This window comes from Fusobacterium sp. JB019 (assembly GCA_030673965.1).
Lineage (GTDB): Bacteria > Fusobacteriota > Fusobacteriia > Fusobacteriales > Fusobacteriaceae > Fusobacterium_B.
Genome location: JAUTCN010000002.1, coordinates 492,264 through 510,751 on the forward strand (window position 1 = coordinate 492,264; position 18,488 = coordinate 510,751).

At 27.1% G+C, this 18,488-nt stretch carries 15 protein-coding genes and 1 tRNA gene; 10 read left to right on the top strand and 6 right to left on the bottom strand.

Annotated elements, in window-relative coordinates; all coding sequences use genetic code 11:
• Positions 1-47 precede the first annotated feature (47 nt).
• Together Q7K47_02555 and glsA are read right to left on the bottom strand one after the other, a co-directional pair.
• On the bottom strand, positions 48-1,442 hold the full coding sequence (locus tag Q7K47_02555; protein MDP0506089.1) for an alanine/glycine:cation symporter family protein: 1,395 nt from the start codon (positions 1,440-1,442) through the stop codon (positions 48-50).
• A 54-nt stretch (positions 1,443-1,496) separates the two neighbouring features.
• Positions 1,497-2,411 (bottom strand): glutaminase A, encoded by a 915-nt coding sequence (glsA, locus tag Q7K47_02560; GenBank protein MDP0506090.1) that lies wholly within the window; start codon positions 2,409-2,411, stop codon positions 1,497-1,499.
• 422 nt (positions 2,412-2,833) lie between these two features.
• On the opposite strand from glsA, the gene Q7K47_02565 reads away from it, so the two are divergent.
• From Q7K47_02565 to Q7K47_02575, 3 genes are read left to right on the top strand one after another with little or no spacing between them, the layout of a single operon-like run.
• Positions 2,834-3,319: an NAD(P)H-dependent oxidoreductase subunit E gene (locus Q7K47_02565; GenBank protein ID MDP0506091.1), complete on the top strand. Its 486-nt coding sequence runs from the start codon at positions 2,834-2,836 to the stop codon at positions 3,317-3,319.
• 29 nt (positions 3,320-3,348) lie between these two features.
• Positions 3,349-5,133, top strand: a complete 1,785-nt coding sequence (locus Q7K47_02570; protein ID MDP0506092.1) for an NADH-quinone oxidoreductase subunit NuoF — start codon at positions 3,349-3,351, stop codon at positions 5,131-5,133.
• Between the two features lie 23 nt (positions 5,134-5,156).
• Positions 5,157-6,920, top strand: coding sequence for an NADH-dependent [FeFe] hydrogenase, group A6 (locus tag Q7K47_02575; protein MDP0506093.1), 1,764 nt, complete (start codon positions 5,157-5,159; stop codon positions 6,918-6,920).
• Positions 6,921-6,958: 38 nt separating this feature from the next.
• Here Q7K47_02575 and Q7K47_02580 read toward each other — a convergent pair whose 3' ends face one another.
• The 4 genes from Q7K47_02580 to Q7K47_02595 form a co-directional block, all read right to left on the bottom strand.
• Complete coding sequence (locus tag Q7K47_02580; GenBank protein MDP0506094.1) at positions 6,959-10,426, bottom strand: response regulator; 3,468 nt, start codon at positions 10,424-10,426, stop codon at positions 6,959-6,961.
• Positions 10,427-10,575: 149 nt separating this feature from the next.
• Positions 10,576-11,346, bottom strand: coding sequence for a GTP pyrophosphokinase (locus tag Q7K47_02585; GenBank protein ID MDP0506095.1), 771 nt, complete (start codon positions 11,344-11,346; stop codon positions 10,576-10,578).
• Positions 11,340-12,434, bottom strand: a complete 1,095-nt coding sequence (locus Q7K47_02590) for a hypothetical protein (protein MDP0506096.1) — start codon at positions 12,432-12,434, stop codon at positions 11,340-11,342. The genes Q7K47_02585 and Q7K47_02590 overlap by 7 nt, the downstream gene beginning before the upstream one ends.
• 17 nt (positions 12,435-12,451) lie before the next feature.
• Positions 12,452-13,288, bottom strand: coding sequence for an SIR2 family protein (locus Q7K47_02595; GenBank protein MDP0506097.1), 837 nt, complete (start codon positions 13,286-13,288; stop codon positions 12,452-12,454).
• A 150-nt stretch (positions 13,289-13,438) separates the two neighbouring features.
• On the opposite strand from Q7K47_02595, the gene cls reads away from it, so the two are divergent.
• From cls to Q7K47_02630, 7 genes are all read left to right on the top strand, one after another.
• Complete coding sequence (gene cls, locus Q7K47_02600) at positions 13,439-14,884, top strand: cardiolipin synthase (protein MDP0506098.1); 1,446 nt, start codon at positions 13,439-13,441, stop codon at positions 14,882-14,884.
• 13 nt (positions 14,885-14,897) lie between these two features.
• Positions 14,898-15,644, top strand: coding sequence for a PHP domain-containing protein (locus tag Q7K47_02605; GenBank protein ID MDP0506099.1), 747 nt, complete (start codon positions 14,898-14,900; stop codon positions 15,642-15,644).
• A gap of 47 nt (positions 15,645-15,691) precedes the next feature.
• Positions 15,692-15,768, top strand: a tRNA-Arg gene (locus tag Q7K47_02610).
• Positions 15,769-15,937: 169 nt separating this feature from the next.
• Complete coding sequence (gene mreC / locus Q7K47_02615; protein MDP0506100.1) at positions 15,938-16,741, top strand: rod shape-determining protein MreC; 804 nt, start codon at positions 15,938-15,940, stop codon at positions 16,739-16,741.
• A gap of 5 nt (positions 16,742-16,746) precedes the next feature.
• Positions 16,747-17,304 carry a hypothetical protein gene (locus Q7K47_02620; GenBank protein ID MDP0506101.1) on the top strand — a complete coding sequence of 186 codons (558 nt, stop codon included), beginning with the start codon at positions 16,747-16,749 and terminating at the stop codon, positions 17,302-17,304.
• A complete protein-coding gene (gene recO / locus Q7K47_02625) occupies positions 17,304-18,020 on the top strand; it encodes a DNA repair protein RecO (protein ID MDP0506102.1) in 717 nt (238 codons plus the stop codon). The genes Q7K47_02620 and recO overlap by 1 nt, the downstream gene beginning before the upstream one ends.
• The gene (locus Q7K47_02630; GenBank protein MDP0506103.1) at positions 18,014-18,484 is read left to right on the top strand and encodes a PTS sugar transporter subunit IIA; all 471 of its coding nucleotides are present in this window, start codon (positions 18,014-18,016) and stop codon (positions 18,482-18,484) included. The genes recO and Q7K47_02630 overlap by 7 nt, the downstream gene beginning before the upstream one ends.
• Positions 18,485-18,488: the final 4 nt, after the last annotated feature.

Consider the following 18,488-nt stretch of genomic DNA (forward strand, 5'->3'; position numbering starts at 1 on the left):
GGGTAATATATCTCTCTATCTAATCAAGATAAAATCTTTATTATCTATTAATCTTCCCAACATTCAGCATGTTTTAATCCAGGGATTGAACTTGCTTTGAATACAGGATCTAAACCTTGTTTCTTTTGTTCTTGGTAATCTTTTATTACAGCGAAAGCAATTTTAGAAAGTAATAAGATAGTAACTAAGTTCATTATTGCCATTAATCCCATGAATAAATCTGCAAGATCCCAAACAATTTGAATTTTAGCAACACAACCAAACATAACCATTCCAACAACTAATACTCTGTAAGCCATTAACCAACCTTTATTATCAGAATTTATAAATTCAATATTTGTTTCACCATAATAGTAATTTCCTATTACTGAAGAGAAGGCAAACATTAGAATACAAACTGCTATAAAGATAGCTCCCCATGACCCAACTTGTGCTACTATTGAATCTTGAGTTAATTGAATTCCGTTAGCATTTCCATTATTATAGAATCCTGAAATTAATATTATGAAAGCTGTAGCAGAACATATTACAATTGTATCTGTAAATATTCCAAGAGCATGAATAAGTCCTTGCTTAACTGGATGTGAAACATTTGGTGCTGCTGCTGCATTTGGAGCACTACCCATTCCAGCTTCGTTAGAGAATAATCCTCTTTTTATACCTTGCATTATTACAACTCCAAATAATCCACCTGCTGCTTGTTTTAGTCCAAAAGCACTAGTTACAATCATCTTTAATATTGAAGGAATCATTGTAATATTTTTTCCTATTATGAATAAAGCAACTATAATATAAGCAACTGCCATAACTGGTACTAATATTTCAGAAACACGAGCTATTCTTTTAACTCCACCAAAAATGATAATTGCTGTTGCTGCTGTTAAAACTAATCCAACATGAACTCTACTAATATTAAATGCTTTTTCAAATGCAAATGAAATAGTATTAGCTTGAACTGAGTTAAATATTAATCCGTAAGTAATTGAAATTAAGATTGAGAAAGTAACTCCCATCCATCTTTTTCCTAAAGCTTTTTCCATGTAGTAAGCAGGTCCCCCTCTAAAGTGGTCTCCTTCTTTAATTTTAAATACTTGAGCTAAAGTACACTCAACTAAACTTGAACTAGCTCCTATTAAAGCAACAACCCACATCCAGAAAACTGCTCCAGGTCCACCTATTGCAATAGCTATTGCAACTCCTGCTAAGTTACCTGTACCAACACTTGATGCTATTGAGATACAAAAAGCTTGGAAAGAAGAAACTCCGCCTTTTTCATCATTTGAACCACTGCTTAAAACTCTAAACATTTCTTTTATCATTCTAATTTGAATAAATCCTGTTTTAAGAGTAAAAAATCCACCTGCTAATAATAGTAACGCTATTAAAATATAAGACCATAAGTATGTATTAATCGTCCCCACAAAACTCCCTAAAAAATTCATGTAATTCCCCCTTTAATTTCTTGTTATATATATATTTGTGTAAAAAATTTATTATTAGAATATTGTTAAATCTAGCTCCTTAGATAAATATTCAAGTAATGCAACCCCTGCTATTGAATTTCCTTTATGATCAAGTGAAGGTCCAAATACCCCTATTCCCATTTTTCCTGGAACCACTGAAAGTATTCCTCCTCCTACACCACTTTTTGAAGGTATTCCAACTCTAAGAGCAAATTCTCCTGAACTATCATACATTCCACAAGTTACCATAAGTGTTTTTACTATTGTTGCTATTCTAGGAGTAATTATTTCTTCTCCTGTGCTTAATTTTCCATTGTTTGCTATAAATAATGCAATTTTACTTAAAGTTTTAGCAGTTACTTCTATTGAACATTGTTTAAAATAAACATCTAAAGCATCTTCAACATTTCCTTCTATAACTCCTTCACCTTTCATAAAATATGCCATTGCTCTATTTCTATTTCCTGTATCAGATTCTCCGCAATATATTTTATAATTAACATCTAAAGTATCATCCTCAGCTATTTTTCTTATAAAATTTAATAATCTGTTAAACTTGTCTCTAGCATCTCTTCCTTTTATCATTGAACTAATCACTATAGCCCCTGCATTTATTAAAGGGTTATAGGGTTTTTTTACTGTTGATGTTTCTAATTTCTTAATAGAATTAAATGCATCCCCTGTAGGTTCCATTCCTACTTTTGAAAAAACATAATCTTCTCCATTATCTAGTATAGCTAGCATTAATGAAACTATTTTAGAAATACTTTGAATAGTGAATTTTTCTTCATAATCTCCTGCTTTATATTCCATACCATCAACTGTCATAACATAAATTCCTAAAGCTTCCTTTCTTGCTTTATCTAATTCTGGAATATATGATGCTACTTTTCCATTCTTAGTATGATGACGGTTGTTTTCAATTAAAATTTTTAGTAAATCTTGCATCGTGCCTCCCTCTGAAACATATATTATTTAAATAATAGCCTAACTTTATAATTTACAAGAAATATGTATCTTTTATATACATTTTAATCCGAAAAAGTCTAAAACCAAGCTAATTTAGTATCCACTCTTAAAGCATACCCTATTTAAAACAGTATGTCAACATTTTTCACCTATTAATATCATTTATGGATAAACAAATTTTATATGGAAAACCATTCATTATATATATATTTAAATTAATAAAATTTATAATTTTAGAATCAATAAAATAACATATACAGAATATATAGAGTGTTATATATTTTGTATATAATCTTTCTTTGTGGACACCAACTTTCAAAAAGTGTATAATATTATATCGGATATTACTTTTTTGATATTTAAAAGTTTGAAAACGCACAAACGTAAGAAGGGGGACTAAAATGATTTGTAAGGATAATATAGGGTTTAAAGAATTAGAAAAATACATTTCTTCTTTTGAAGATAAAAAAGGTTCTTTAATAATAATTCTTCACAAGGCTCAAGAAATTTTTGGATATATACCTGAAGAGGTACAAGAATTTGTAGCAGATAAAGTTAATATGCCCATTGCAAAGGTATATGGAGTAGTTAGTTTTTATAACTTTTTTTCCATGAAACCCAAAGGAAAATATCAAATATCTGTTTGTACTGGTACAGCTTGCTATGTTAGAGGAGCAGATAAAGTTTTAGAAGCAATAAAAAAAGAATTAAAAATAGAAGTTGGTGAGGTTACAAAGGATGGAGTTTTCTCTCTTGATTGTTTAAGATGTGTAGGAGCTTGCGGATTAGCTCCAGTTGTTATTATAGGAAAAGAAGTCCACGGAAAAGTTAAACCAGATGAAATTAAGAAAATTTTAGTTTCATATCTTGCTAAAGAAAAAAAATAATATTTATATTTAACATTTAGGGAGGAAAAATGGAAAAGAAAAAAATATTAGTCTGTGGTGGAACTGGATGTTTATCATCAAAAAGTCACCTTATCAAGAAAAATTTAGAAAAATATATCACTGAAAACAAATTAACCAAAGAAGTAGAAGTTGTTCTTACAGGATGCTTTGGTTTCTGTGAAAAAGGACCAATCGTTAAGATAATACCTGAAAACACTTTTTATGTGGAAGTTAAACCTAGTGATGCAGAAGATATAATAAAACTAGATATAATGAAGGGAATGAAAATACCTAGAATACTATACAAAAACCCTAAAACAAAAGAAGTCATATACGATTCAAAGGATATGGAATTTTACCAAAAACAAGAAAGAAGAGCATTAAAAAATTGCGGATTAATAAATCCTGAAAGTATTAAAGATTTTATTTTACATGACGGATATAGAGCAATTGAAAAAGTTATAACATCAATGGGAGCTGAAGATGTTGTTAATATGATTATTGATTCTGGCCTTAGAGGAAGAGGTGGAGGAGGTTTTCCAACTGGTGTAAAATGGAAAATTGCATTTGCCAATGATTCAGAAGAAAAATATATAGTTTGTAATGCTGATGAAGGAGATCCTGGAGCATTTATGGATAGATCTATTCTTGAAGGAGATCCTCATTCAATAATAGAAGGAATGATGGTTGCAGGTTATGCTATTGGAGCTGATAAAGGTCTTGTATATATCAGAGCCGAATATCCTCTAGCAATTGAAAGATTAACTAAAGCAATTGAAAGCGCCAGAAAAGCTGGATATTTAGGAGAAAAAATTCTTGGAACTGACTTCAATTTTGATATAGAATTAAAGTTTGGAGCTGGAGCATTTGTTTGCGGAGAAGAAACTGCTCTTATTCAATCAATGGAAGGAAAAAGAGGAGAACCTGTTTCAAAACCTCCTTATCCTGCTGAAAAAGGATATATGGATAAACCTACCATAGTTAATAATGTAGAAACTTTAGTAAATATTCCTGGAATTATATTAAACGGAGTTGATTGGTTCAGAGAAGTAGGAACTCAAAATTCTCCTGGAACTAAAGTATTTGCCCTTGCTGGAAAAATAAATAATGTTGGTCTTGTTGAAGTTCCCATGGGAACAACTTTAAGAGAAATTATTTTTGAAATCGGAGGAGGTATAAAAAATAATAAAAAATTTAAAGCTGTCCAAACTGGAGGACCTTCTGGAGGATGCTTAACAGAAAGAGATTTAGATACATTAATAGATTTTGATACATTAAATGAAAAAGGTTCTATCATGGGATCTGGAGGAATGATAGTCATGGATGAAGATGACTGTATGGTAGGAATAGCAAAATTTTTCCTTGAATTTACTTTAGATGAGTCTTGTGGTAAATGCACTCCATGTAGAATTGGAAATACTAGATTATATGAATTATTAGACGGAATTACAAAGGGGAAGGGAACATTACAAGACTTAGATTATTTAAAAGAATTATCTGAAGCTATTAAAGATACTTCTTTATGTGGTTTAGGGCAATCCTCCCCTAATCCAGTTCTATCAACTTTAAAACAATTTGCAGATGAATATCTGGAACATGTTCAAGATAAAAAATGTCGTGCTGGTGTATGTGAAGATATAGTAACTTATGTTATAAATAATAATTGTATCGGATGTACAGCTTGTTCTAGAATTTGTCCTGCAAATGCAATTAAAGGAGAAATCAGAGAAAAACATGAAATCGACAATGAAATATGTATTAAATGTGGAGCTTGTTATGATATCTGTAAATTCCAAGCAATTGATAAAATATAATTCTAGGAGGGTAGGTTAAAATTATGAGAATGATAAGATTAAAGATAGATGATAAAGTTGTAATAGCTCCTGAAGGAACTACTATATTAAATGCAGCTTTAAGTGCAGGAATCGAAATACCTCATTTATGTTATATGGAAATGGAAGAGGTTGGATATAAAAATGATTGTGCCTCTTGTAGAATTTGTGTGGTTGAAGTAAAGGGGATGAATAGACTTTTACCATCTTGCAAAACTCCAATTGCAGAGGGAATGGAAGTTGTAACTAATTCACTTAAAGTAATGCAAAAAAGAAGAATAGTCCTTGAACTAATTCTTTCTAATCACCCTAAGGATTGTTTAATTTGTGGTAAAAATGGAAATTGTGAACTTCAAAAATTAGCAATTGAATTTGGACTTAGAGAAATGAGATTTAAGGGGAAAGAAGCAAAACACGATAAACAAGTTTCTGTTGCAATTACAAGAGATATCACAAAATGTATTATGTGTAGAAGATGCGAAACAATGTGTGAAGAAGTTCAAAACTGTGGTATATTAACAGGAATAGATAGGGGATTTAATGTAATTGTAAACACTGCTTTTAACAGAAATTTAATTGATACTGATTGTACTTTCTGTGGGCAATGTGTTGCTGTATGTCCTGTTGGAGCTTTATATGAAACTGATAACAGTTTTAGGTTAATTCAAGATTTATTAAATCCAAAGAAAAAAGTTATTGTACAAGTTGCACCAGCTGTAAGAGTAGCTTTAGGGGAATTATTCGGTCTTCCTGTAGGTACAGATGTTACTAAAAAAATGGTTGGAGCTTTAAAAAAATTAGGTTTCGATGGAGTTTTTGATACAAACTTTGCTGCAGATGTAACTATATTAGAAGAAGCTACCGAATTAAAATATAGATTGGAAGAATTTCTAAATGGAAATAAAGATATTAAACTTCCATTGTATACCTCATGTTGCCCTTCTTGGGTTAGATTCGCTGAATTAAAATATCCTGAAATTTTAGATAATATTTCTACAGCTAGATCTCCTCAACAAATTTTTGGTTCTATTGCTAAAAATATTTGGGCACCTAAAAACGATATAAAAAGAGAAGACTTGGTCTGCGTTTCAATCATGCCTTGTATTTCTAAAAAATATGAATGTACAAGAGAAGAGTTTTCAACAAACGGAACCCCTGATGTAGATTACTCTTTAACAACTAGAGAACTAGGTAGATTATTAAAGCAATATAATATTGATCTTCCTTTATTGCATGAAAAAGAATTTGATAATCCTCTTGGATCTTCAACAGGAGCTGCTGAAATATTTGGTAGATCTGGTGGAGTTATGGAAGCTGCCACAAGAACTTTATATGAATGGGTTACTGACGAAAAATTACAAAATTTAGACTTCATTCCTCTTAGAGGTTTTGAAGAGGTAAGAAAAGCTACTATAAATGTTAAAGGGATAGATCTAAATGTTGCTGTTGTTCATGGTCTTGGAGCTGCTAGCAGACTTATAGAAAAAATAGAAAAAGGAGAAGAACATTTTCACGCCATTGAAGTTATGGCATGTAAAGGTGGATGTATTGGTGGTGGAGGTCAGCCTTATCACCATGGAGATTTCAGCATCATTAAGAAAAGAGGAGAAGCTATTCAAAGTTTAGATGACTATAATAAAGTAAGAGAATCTCATAAAAATAAAGCTGTTATCAAACTTTATAAAGAAGCTCTTGGTAACCCTTATAGTAAAAAATCTCATGAATTACTTCACACTCACTATACTGATAGAAAAAATAAAGATAAATAATTTTTCAAAATAAAAAGGGCTCATAAGTGAGCCCTTTATTAGTTTATTACATTTTCTAAAGTATCATATAAAACATTAAAATTAATTGGTTTTGGCAAATGAATATTCATTCCTGCATCTAATGATTTTTGTATATCTTCTTCATAAGCATTTGCAGAAAGAGCAACTATAGGTATATTTTTATCAAATCCTCTAATTTCTTTAGTTGCACTAAGTCCATCCATTACAGGCATCCTAATATCCATTAAAATTAAATCATAATTCTCTTCTTTTGCTTTGATAACTCCTTTATATCCATCGTCAACCCAAGTTACTATTACTCCTTTATTTTCAAGTAATTTAATCATTATTCTTGCATTTATTTCATTATCTTCACAAAGTAATATTTTTTTATTTGTTAAATCAACCTTCTCATTTAAAACTACATCTTCTTTAGAATATTCTAAATATTCTTTTTTAGAAATAATTTTCACAGGAAGATTAAAATAAAAAACTGTTCCCTTCCCAAGTTCACTTTCACACCAAATTTTACCGCCTATCATTTCTATTAATTTTTTTGTTATAGCAAGCCCTAAACCACTTCCTGACTCCTTATGAGAAAGTTCATTTTTCTCTTGAGCAAAGGGTTCGAATACTTTTTTCAAAAATTCTTGCGACATTCCTACGCCATTATCTATAATCTCATTATGAAAATAAGGTTCATTTTTCTCATTATACTTAAACCATTTATTCCATATAATCTTTCCGTTATCCTTTGTATATTTAATAGCATTGTTTAAAATATTTAATTCTATTTGCATAACTCTTAGTTTATCAAATTTTTGATATTTCCATACATCAGTATGTAATCTAACTTTTAAATCTATTTTTTTAGACTCTGCTTTAGGTTTTACTATATTCAAAACATTCCTTATAAATTCTTCTGCAAAAACAGGTTCTGGATTTATTTGTATTTTCCCCATTTCTATTCGCCTCATATTCAATATATCATTTAATAACCCTAAAAGATAATTGGAGCTTTCCTTTATTTGAGAAAAATATTCAATATCCCTAGCATCTCTCCCATCTCTAATTCCAAATTCTGCAAAACTTATAATAGAATTCAAAGGGGTCCTCATGTCATGACTCATTCTAGTAAAAAAATCTGACTTTAAAGTATTTGCCTTTTCTGCTATTTTTTTAGCTTCTAACAATTTTATTTTTTGATGTTTTTCTTCCCTTGTAAGTTCTGTAATATCAGAACATAAAATACAAAACTCTTTATTTTTTTCATTTAAAATGTGTATACTAATTAATTTTACTTTTTTATTTTTCAATGTATAACTTTTTTCATATATTCCAGATTCTTTAAGAATTTTATAAACTTCTTTAAAAAAATCATCTGCATCTATATAATTTATCTCTAGTTCTTTACAAAATTTAATCATATAATCTTTTAAAGAACAAATTTTCTCTTCTTGATTTGCAATAAGAAAACACTTATCTGATTTTTTATCAATATGAGCAATATAATTAAATTCATTCTTAACTATAATATTTAAAATCTCATCTTTTATAATTTTATTAGTCTTATTCTCATTTGTAATTTTTAAAAATATATCATCAGTTGTAGGATCTTTTATAAAAAAAAGATTAGTTTTAGCCCAAATTTTTCCTATATAACTATTATAAGGTAAAGTAAAGGTAATATTATTTTTCCCCTCTGCAAAAAATTTAAATAAATTTTTAATACTATACTCTTCTATAAAAATATCTCTATAATTTTCATCTGATAAATTCTTTCCTATTCCTTTTAAAAAATTATCAAAAGTTTGCTCTTCTACAGATAATTTTTCAATAAGCCAGTTATAACCTACTTGAGAATGAAGAATATTTTTAGACAAATTCCAGACACAAGAAGTATAAGCACCAGGAACATAACTTTCTAGTTGATATTTTCTTTCTTTTTTTTCTAATTTTAAAGCTTCTTCAAAACGTTTCTTAACTAAAACTGTATCTGTAATATCATACATAGAGCCAATAGCTGTTTTAGGTTCTTCCTTTTCCCACTCTATAATAGTCATATTACCTTGATACCAACCATATTTACCAGTTTGAGCATTATATAAATATACTGTAGTTTTTGAAGAAATTTTTCCTTGATTTATCTCCTTAAAAAATTTCTTTATTCTTTGAATATTTTCATTTCCTTTTATAAATCCCAACTGAAAAAATCTTTCTGGAACATTTTTAACAGTTGTCTTAGTTAAATCTTTACTAAATAAATTAATATCACTATTAACAGTTTCCACTTCTTTTTCTTTTATTCTATAAACCCATGAAAAAACTCCCATTTGATTAAATAAAGTTCCGTTAATTTTAGAAACTTCTAACTTTTCCTCATCAGGTCCACAAATTCCAACAGCATATTCTCTTTGACCTAAATCATTATACACTGCTAAAAGTCTGCAACTTCTTCTTTTATATTCTTTTTCTCCGTTTAAAACTCTACTTTTCCAATTAACTTCATCTTTTTCACCATTTTTTATTTTTTCAATTACTTTTTTATAATTTTCACTATCCTCAGGATGAATAATTCTTCTAGCAAATAAACTTTCAGGATAATTATTAAACTCTTGATCTAAATAATCAAAGTCTTTTTGTGTATTTAAAAATCTAATTTTATCTTCTTTAAAATAATATATCCAATAATTCATATTAGTATGTTTTAAAGCTATTTCAGTATTTTTTTCTATAAATTTTTTATCAAATATAGCTTTCTTCCTAGAAGTTATATCTAAAATAAAAGATGATAATATTTTTCCATTGTCATCTTTTTCTAAAACTGTTCCAATTTCCGAAACATATATATACGTTTGATCTGCTCGTTTCATTCTAAATTCTGAACTAAAGGTCTTTTTCGTTTCTAATTGTTTTTTTAAAGAAAGTTTATAATTTTCTAAGTCTTCAGGATGAATTAAATTTGCACATTTACTATTTATATCTCTTTTAAACTCTTCTTCATTTTCATATCCTAAATATTTCAGTAACTTTTTATTTATAAAATAAAAAGTATAATCTTCATCCAAATAGGCTCCTATAACTCCCCCCTGAATAATTTCATTAAATATACTTTCTGTATTAATCAATAATTTTTCTCTATCCTTAGTATAATTATTAATATTTATAGAAATAATTTTAAAATTTCCATTATCATCAGCTTTTAACATAGCAGATAAAGAAGCTTTATTTCTAATAAATAAGCTATAATTAACTAAATCTTTAGAAAAATTAGTTTGTACAAAATTTTCTAAAGAATAATTAAAGCTTTCTCTTTTAAGCATATTTTCTTCTATTATCTTCCTTACACTCTTAACTCCTATAGCTACTTCATTAATATACACACCATTCCAATTGATTTTATCATGTAAAGTTTCTAAAACCTTAGATATATCCTTTTCATAAAAATAAGCAGTTATAAATTCCCCAAATGTTTTCTTAGCATTATAGTTAATCGTGTGATTCATAATCTTCCTCCACTGTAATTAATAACATGATGTTTAGTAGATTATAACACACTCCTAAATTACCTACAAGAAGTACTAAACTTTAAATAATATAAATTTTTAATTCTTTAAAAATAACAAATAAAAAAAAGAGGATTACTCCTCTTTTCTTATTTATATTTGTTATCTGATTCCATATATTTATCCATATGTGGAGAAGCTACTTTAGGTTTCAAATCTTTTATAAAGGTCCCCATTTCATCTGCACTCCCTACTATCCTATTAAAAATACTTAAATAGTCATTTAAAACTGGATTGTCTATGTCATAAGGATATCTTATAATATGATCTATCTCACTCCAAGCCTCTTCAAAAACTGTTCTTACTTGAACTTCTATAAAAGCATTTATATTTAATTCTCCCATATCTGCTTCTATTAAATAATGAACTGAACGATAACCATGTGGTCTTATTATAATTTCACAATGAAGATCTGCCATATCTTTTCTAAGCACATCCATATCATAATCCCCTGGTCTTACATTTATTTGTGGAGTTTCTGCAAGTTTCCAAGTATTTATAATTTCATTATGAATAAAAATCCAATCATTTTTAAACAAATGTAATATTCTAATTCCAATAAGATCTGTTATTATATCTCTATAATTATTAACATCTATTCCTTGAGCAACATACTTTTTCCCTTTTCTTATAATCTTTTCTATAAGATGGGTAGGCTTTTTAACTCTACGTCTAACAGAATGGACACTTTCTTTATCAATTAATTTAAAAGTGAAATCATCTGCTTTTTTTTCTAAATGAGGAATAATTTTTACATAATCATCATAAATTTCTTCCAATGTTTCCCATTTTAATCCTGTTGAGTTAAAATAATTTTCAGTAATTGAAAAGTTTTCAAAAAACTCATCTCTATCTAGCATGATCCACCTCTTAACTTTCTTAAAGCTATTACACATTTTTTCTTTCTACTAACAACTTTATTATCTCTAAGTTCCCAAGAACCTATTGGTTCTAAAATCTCAATTGTTTCTTCTATACTAAATTTATTGTTAAAAGGAAGAATTCTTTTAATTTTTAAAGAATCCGAAACATTTAAGTTTTTATCTTTAGATAATTTATCATTATCTATTTTAAAATTACACCATGTATTAAATTTTGAAGTTTTATTTAATAAAGCTATTAAATTCACCTTATAAAATACATTGTCTACATCTAATAATTTATTCATTTGTATTTTGAATTGATTCTCTCTAGCTAAAGTAAAAATTTCAAGAGCTGTTTTTATCTTAACTAACTCCACCCAATTTTCAATTTCTAATTTTCCAAAAAGTAATTTAACATTAAATATTAAAGGAACTCCTGAGAAAATTTTATCTAGAATTTTTAAAACTTCTATTCCACGAACATGATTCAACCCTTTGCTCATTTCATAAAAGAAATACTCATTGGTAGCTTCTATAGTGTCATCTTTTAAAATTACACTAAACCCTAATTTAAATTCTCTATTTTTTATCTCAAGATATGTCAACTTACTATTAGAAAAAGAATGCAAATAACAAGGAATTGATAATTCTCCAATTTCTACATTTGTATGTCCTATCACAACAGAATTATCAAATTTAATGTTCTCTGGTAAATTTCCAGATTTTAAAGGAAATTTAAATAACTTAGATGAAGAACATCTAATCTCCGGAGCAGTTTCTAAAAACACTCCTTCATTTTCACTATTAAGTTCTACCATTTTAGCTTCTAAAACATCTTCCTTCTTTTCTTCTATTACTTTTTCTTGCTCAGTTGCTTCTTCTTCATTTGACTCTTCTTCTTGTCCTATTAAATTTTCTTCAATTGATTCTTCTTTAATTGATTCTTCAATAGGTTCTTCTATTTCTTTTTTTAAAATTTCTTCTTTAATTGTATTGGAAGAAGATAAAAGAGAAAATTGTTCTTCTTTAGTGCCATTATTCGTAGTCTCCACGGTGCATTCTTTTTCACTGGCTTCAGAAATCACCGCTTCTGCATCAGAAACTACGATAGGGATTTTTTTTCTAACATCACAGTTTGATTTTCCACTGGAAATAGTTTTTCTAATTCTATCTTACTATCCCCTTCTAGAAAAGAATGTAAACCTTTAAAAAATTCATATTCATTCGAAACAAGTAATTTTATCTTGTATTTATTAAAAAACTCTATAATTTTTGGATCTAATATAGATTTAGAAGTAACAAAATACATTGGTTTAATTTCTTCTGAGTATCCTTCTAATAAAAATTCTATAAATTCAAAAAAATCTGAATCTTCTAAATCAATTCCTAAAAAAATAGAATTTCTAACTTTTAGTTCACATCTAATGCTATCCCAAAATAATTTGTAAAATGGTAATAATTTTAACTTTCTAAAATCTTGTTTTGTTATAACACAAGATTCTAAATCAGATAAATCACCAAAAACTTTGTACAATCTAATCCTTCCATTTGGAGAATCTAAGTTACTAAAAGGTGTTGCTTTAAATACATTTACATTTTCTTCAAAAGAAGAATCATAATTAGTATTTATTATGGAAGCAACAACATTAGAATTAACTAAGGATTCTAAAAATGTTTGATTTCCTTTTTTATATTCGTATATTCCCTGTAATTTTTTTAGCAGACCATCTCGAGTACTAATTACATCGTCAACAAAACATTGACTGACCTCAAACAAAGAACAACTATCATGAATCTCACCTAAATTTTTAAATTTAAATTGATTGGTAAGAATAGTTGAAATATTTGCTCTACTGGGCAAGTCACTAGATTGTTGAAAAAAATTTCCAGTAAATATATTAAGTTTTTTTTCTAAATCAAGTTTTTCAAAAAAGCTCATATAATACCTCACTTATAAATTTATTTCCTCAATATAAGTATATACTAAAAATGAAAAATTCTCAATTAAAAATTGAAAAAATAAGGTATAATATGTATATAATGAAATATTTATTTTTTTATAAAATGAAAAATATATTGGAGGGATAAAATGTTTGTAGAAATAGGAAGTTATATTTACATTATAAATATAATATTTGCAGCAATTGTATTATTTTTTGAAAGAAAACGTCCTGTTTACACCTTACTTTGGATAGTTATTTTACTCCTAACCTCCTATGTAGGATTTATTGCATATTTATTCTTTGGATTAAAGTTTTATAAAAAAAGAAAAGTTCAGAAATTCTACAAAAGAACTTTTTTAAAGGAAATATACAGCCACAGTAATTATAAAATTAGACTAGTTGAAAAAAGAAAAGAACTTGTTAACTACATAATTAAAACTGTTGGGAATAAAGTTACTTATTGTAACACAGTTCTATTCTATAAAGATGGTGACAAATTCTTTAAAAACCTAATGTCTGATATTAAAAATGCCAAAGAAACAATAAATTTAGAATTTTATATATTTAATGATGATACATTTGGAAAAACAGTCTACGATGAACTAGAAAAAAAATCAAAAGAAGGAATAAAGGTTAAAATAATAATTGATGGAGTTGGAACTAAAAGATTAAAAAGATCTAGACGAAAATCTTTAGCTGAAAGTGGAGTAGATTTACAAATATTTTTTCCATCTCATTTTCCAATACTTAAAATTGGAACTTTAAGAGCAAATTATCGTAATCATAGAAAATTATGTATTATTGATAGTTTAATTTTATATACTGGTGGTTTCAACATAGGAAGTGAATATATTGGTGATAGTAAATTTGGATATTGGAGAGATACTGGGTGTAGAATAGAAGGAGAAACTTCAATTGATGCTGATAGGGAATTTTATATTTCTTGGAATTTTTTACATAAAGAACCCCTAGACTTTAAAGAAATTGATAGACATTTAAGACAAAAGGCTGATGAAATGAGTTCTAATATTAAAAAATATGATATTAATGCTCTTCAAATAATAAGTAGTGGTCCTAATTATCAAACTAGAACAATAAGAGATTCTTTTATTTCTATGATAACAAATGCTAAAAGAAGCATCTATATTGAAACTCCTTATTTTGTTCCTGATGATTTAATTCTAGATTGTTTAAAAATAGCGATTTCTTCAGGTATTGAAGTTAAAATTATTATTCCTTCTTTTGGGGATCATTTGTTTGTTTACTGGGCTAATCAGGCATCTGTAATTGAACTTATTGAGCTTGGAGCTGAAGTTTATAAATACCAAAAAGGTTTTTTTCACAGTAAGATTATTATTATAGATAATGAAGTAGCTGCCATGGGTAGCGCTAATTTTGACTATAGAAGTTTCTATCAAAATTTTGAAATAAATTTTAATGTTTATGATGTTGAACTTATAGGATATTTAAGACAATTATTTTATGAAGATATCCATGAATCTGTTATTCTGGATAAAAAGGATATCTCTAATAGAAAAACTTCTGAAAAATTTAAGGAAGCTATTATAAAATTAATATCTCCCATAATATAAAGGGTGTGATTTTATGAAATTAAAAAATTTAAATAATTTCTTTACGGAGTTTTACAAAGAAAAAGGAAGAGAAATTACCTTAATAGATTTACATATGCATACAACCTATTCTGATGGATTCATAACAGGAAGAATGCTTGCTAATTTTCTTAGAGATAAAAACTATCTAATCTCTGTAACAGACCATAATGCCATTGGTGGAAATATAATACTTAGAAAATTAGGAATCGATGTAGTCCCTGGAATTGAACTTGGATGTAATGATGGTTTTGAACTATTAGTTTATTTTAAAAGTGAAGATGATCTTATCTACTTTTATACTTCCTATGTAAGACCAAATCGAAATAAATATAGAATGTCAAAAACTACAAAGGATGTTTTTCATTATTTAAAAGCTTTGGAAAATTTTGAATGCTATATATCTATACCTCATATAGCAGGAGTTGCTCAAAAAAACTTTATTAAAAATAAAAAATATATTTACGAAGTTATTAAAAAAGTTAATGCTATAGAAATCCATAATGATGCTCTTCCTAACTCTAGAAATAAAATTGCAAAAAATTTACAAAAGAAATATAAAAAAGATTTAACCTTTGGAAGTGACGCTCATTTTTTAACTGAAGTTGAAAAATTTTGTAATTTAATTAATCAAATCAAGTATAAATTCGATCTCCTAGAATCCCTTGGCAAAGTTAAACTTTTAGCAGGTTTAGGAAAAAAACATTTGTTTTATATGATCCACAGAGCAATAGATAAATAAAACCTCTTTTCAAAAAGCAAAAAATGGTGTATAATATCTCTTGTCATGATTCTGTAGCTCAGTTGGATAGAGCGACGCCCTCCTAAGGCGTAGGTCATGCGTTCAATTCGCATCAGAATCGCCATTCATTAAATATATTACTGCTGATATTTTTATGCCAGCAGTTTTTTTATTGTGTTAAAAAAAATGGAGTTTAACCAAAAAAAGTACCAAAAAAATCACCGTTCAACTTTACAAATCTCTCTAAATATATTATAATTTAAGGTAGATTAATGTAAATTGGAGCTGGATGTATGAAAATAAGAAGAAAAAAGAAAACCATTATGGGATGGATATATTCCTTTATTGTATTTGTACTTGTTATTTTTTTTCTGAGAGGTATTGTACTTTTTAGTTTAAAAAAAATAAATATGATTTTATTACCTGTTCAAAGTAAAATTTATACAACTAGCGTTGGAGTAAGAGAAACATTTGAAATAATAACTCATTATAAGGAAATATTTAAAGAAAATATTGAGTTAAAAAAGAAATTATCTCTAGTTGAATATCAAGATGAACTTTTAAAAAATGTTACAGAAGAAAACAAAAGATTAAGAAAACTTTTAAAAATAAAAGAAGAAACTCAATATAAAACTCTTGTAGCTAAGATTAGTTTTCAAAACATACAAGAACTTTATACTAGTTTTTCTATAAAAATTGGAGAAGAAGACGGCGTTAAAATTAATATGCCTGTATTAGTTGATAAAACTCTTATTGGTAAAGTAGTTGAAACTTCATCTCATTATTCTAAAGTAAGAATGATTACAGCTAACAACTCCTATGTAAGCTGTTTAGCAGAAAATAATATCCTAGGAGTTCTTAGTGGTAATACAGGAGAAGATTTATATTTTAAACCTACCTCAACTTTAGAATCTGACTTAAAAATTGGAGAAGAAATTTATACTTCTGGAATAAGTGATGTCTATCCTAAAGGACTTTATGTAGGAAAAATTAAAAAAATTATTTCAGAAAATAATGGTCTTGAAAAAATTTATGAAATTGAAAATAACTTAAATATATATAATTTAAATGAAGTTATTGTTATTACAGGAGAATAGATTATATGATAAAAAAAATTATGTTTTTATTTTTCACAATATTCAGTTTTAGTTTTTCTAAATATAATGATATAAATAATATTAAAGATTTAACTATAACTGTTCATGAAGCTACTATGCAGGGAAGAAAAAAAACAAATAAAACTTACTTAATAAAATATTCACTCCCTGATAAACTTAGGAAAGAAATGTTAGAGCCTAAGTCTCACAAGGGAGAAATCTTTATATATAAAAATAATAAAAAAATAACTTATTTACCTATTTTTGATGAAAAAATCATTGATGATGCTAGTGTTGATGAAAATATGATTAGTGAATTTATCACATTATTTCAAAAAACATATAAGAAAAATGATTCATTCAAAGAAAAATATAACAATTCTAAAAATTTACTAGTTAAAAAAGATAATTTAAATATAAAAATTCTTAAATTTAAAGTCTTTTCAAATTATAGAATGCCTGTTGAAATGGAAATATATGATAATGATATTTTCATAGGAGAACTAAAGTTTTCTAATGTTAAAATAAATTCTGGAATAAACAAAAGCGAGTTTGATATCTAATGACAGAATTAATAAAGTTAGAAGGAATAGTTATAAATAAAAATGACCTTAATGACTCTGATAGATTTCTTAAAATATTTACTCCTAGCTTTGGAAAAGTAGATGTTTTAATCAAAGGAATTAAAAAGAGTAAAAAAAGAGATAAAATAGCTGCAGATGTCCTCTCCTATTGTAAAGTAGTCGGCTATAAAAAAGGACAAAACTTCATTGGAAGTTCCATTGAATTAATAAGTAGTTATGAGTTTATTAGAAAGGATATAGATAAAGTAGGAACTGCACTCTATATGTTTTCAATATTAAATAATATATTAAATGATTCTCAGCAAAACAACGATTTATTTCAATTAGTTTGTAAAAGTTTAAAATATATAAATGAAGAAAAAGAAAAATATAAATATATAACTTTGCTTCTATTTTTTATGAATAAAGTTATTACCTTAGAAGGAGTTTCTTATATTTTTCAAGATGGAAAATATTTTTCAATTAAAGAATCTTATATTGGAAAACACCAGTATGTAGATAGCCTTTTGTTGTCAGATGAAGAATATAAGGTTATATCTGCAATAAAAAACCATAAAATAAGAGAGTTATTGAAAAATACTATTAGTATCAAAAGTTTATTCAATATTTTAAAAGTTTATGAAAAATATTTAAATTATCATTTAGAAATAAATTTAAATGTAAAAAATTATATTTTGGAGGAAATAGCATGGTAGATATAGTTAAAATAACTGACTATATGTCAGAAGATTTAATAAAACTTGATTTAGAAAGCAAAACAAAGGAAAATGTTTTAAATGAGTTGTCAGAATTGATGATTAAATCTTCAAATATAAAAGATAAAAACATTATAAAAAAAGCTTTAACAGAAAGAGAAGAACTAGGTAGTACTGGAATAGGAAAAGGTATCGCTATTCCTCATGCTAAAACAAGTGGCGCTTCTAAATTAACTGTAGCTTTTGGATTAAGTAAACATAAAATAGATTTCGACTCTATGGATGGAGAAGGAGTTAATATCTTTTTCGTATTTGCTTCCCCAATCGAAGATAGTAAAATTTATTTAAAAGTTTTAGCGAGAATTTCTAGATTAATAAGAAGTGAATCTTTCAGAAATAAATTAGCAAACTGTAAAGATTCTGCTTCTGTTATTAAATATATAGAAGAAGAAGAATGTATATAAATTG

What these genes read in the sequence shown, in the direction of transcription:
- Q7K47_02595 (MDP0506097.1), bottom strand. Translation starts at nt 13,288, where the DNA reads ATGAGCTTTTTTGAAAAACTTGATTTAGAAAAAAAACTTAATATATTT.
- Q7K47_02580 (MDP0506094.1), bottom strand. Translation starts at nt 10,426, where the DNA reads ATGAATCACACGATTAACTATAATGCTAAGAAAACATTTGGGGAATTT.
- glsA (MDP0506090.1), bottom strand. Translation starts at nt 2,411, where the DNA reads ATGCAAGATTTACTAAAAATTTTAATTGAAAACAACCGTCATCATACT.
- mreC (MDP0506100.1), top strand. Translation starts at nt 15,938, where the DNA reads ATGAAAATAAGAAGAAAAAAGAAAACCATTATGGGATGGATATATTCC.
- Q7K47_02630 (MDP0506103.1), top strand. Translation starts at nt 18,014, where the DNA reads ATGGTAGATATAGTTAAAATAACTGACTATATGTCAGAAGATTTAATA.
- Q7K47_02605 (MDP0506099.1), top strand. Translation starts at nt 14,898, where the DNA reads ATGAAATTAAAAAATTTAAATAATTTCTTTACGGAGTTTTACAAAGAA.
- Q7K47_02585 (MDP0506095.1), bottom strand. Translation starts at nt 11,346, where the DNA reads ATGCTAGATAGAGATGAGTTTTTTGAAAACTTTTCAATTACTGAAAAT.
- Q7K47_02620 (MDP0506101.1), top strand. Translation starts at nt 16,747, where the DNA reads ATGATAAAAAAAATTATGTTTTTATTTTTCACAATATTCAGTTTTAGT.
- Q7K47_02565 (MDP0506091.1), top strand. Translation starts at nt 2,834, where the DNA reads ATGATTTGTAAGGATAATATAGGGTTTAAAGAATTAGAAAAATACATT.
- Q7K47_02575 (MDP0506093.1), top strand. Translation starts at nt 5,157, where the DNA reads ATGAGAATGATAAGATTAAAGATAGATGATAAAGTTGTAATAGCTCCT.
- Q7K47_02555 (MDP0506089.1), bottom strand. Translation starts at nt 1,442, where the DNA reads ATGAATTTTTTAGGGAGTTTTGTGGGGACGATTAATACATACTTATGG.
- cls (MDP0506098.1), top strand. Translation starts at nt 13,439, where the DNA reads ATGTTTGTAGAAATAGGAAGTTATATTTACATTATAAATATAATATTT.
- recO (MDP0506102.1), top strand. Translation starts at nt 17,304, where the DNA reads ATGACAGAATTAATAAAGTTAGAAGGAATAGTTATAAATAAAAATGAC.
- Q7K47_02570 (MDP0506092.1), top strand. Translation starts at nt 3,349, where the DNA reads ATGGAAAAGAAAAAAATATTAGTCTGTGGTGGAACTGGATGTTTATCA.